Genomic DNA, 698 nt, shown 5'->3' with positions numbered 1-698 from the left:
GGTCGTATCCGTATTGAAGCGACTGTACCTTCACGTGGTTTGATTGGTTTCCGTTCAGAGTTCCTGACCATGACCTCTGGTACAGGGATTATGACATCAAGCTTCTCACATTACGGTCCAGCAAAAGCAGGTACTGTTGCGAAACGTCAAAATGGTGTGTTGATTTCTATGGTTCAAGGGACTTGCTTGGGCTATGCATTATTCACACTTCAAGACCGTGGTCGTTTATTCGCTAAACCACAGCTTGAAGTATATGAAGGCATGATCATCGGTATTAACTCCCGTTCAGACGATATGGTTGTTAACCCAACTAAAGCGAAACAGCTCACCAACGTCCGTGCATCTGGTACTGATGAAGCATTGACTTTAACACCTGCACTGGAATATACGCTTGAACAAGCGCTTGAATTCATTGAAGATGATGAGTTAGTTGAAGTAACACCAAAATCAATTCGTATTCGTAAGCGTTACTTGACTGAAAACGAACGTAAGCGTAACCGTGATAAATAATTTTTCTTAACTGAAAAAGAAAAAACCGCTAATTCTATTTAGCGGTTTTTTAAGTTCATATTTTTATTAAAATAAAATATGTTGTTAAAGTGTGAAATAACTTTATTTTTTTCAGAATGATATTAAATTATCAATATTATGATGAATAACTGTGCCTATGTAATAAACAATGCAAAAGTAGGTGCGAG

Annotated in this window: 1 pseudogene; it reads left to right on the top strand. The window is 37.4% G+C overall.

Going from position 1 to position 698, the window contains the following annotated elements:
• Nucleotides 1-510 (top strand): annotated as a pseudogene (locus tag B4H32_RS03100) (translational GTPase TypA); the annotation flags it as partial.
• Nucleotides 511-698 lie beyond the last annotated feature (188 nt).

Source organism: Acinetobacter sp. UBA2063, from assembly GCF_002333245.1.
Classification (GTDB): Bacteria; Pseudomonadota; Gammaproteobacteria; order Pseudomonadales; family Moraxellaceae; genus Acinetobacter; species Acinetobacter parvus.
This window is presented reverse-complemented; position numbering and strand designations above follow the sequence as displayed.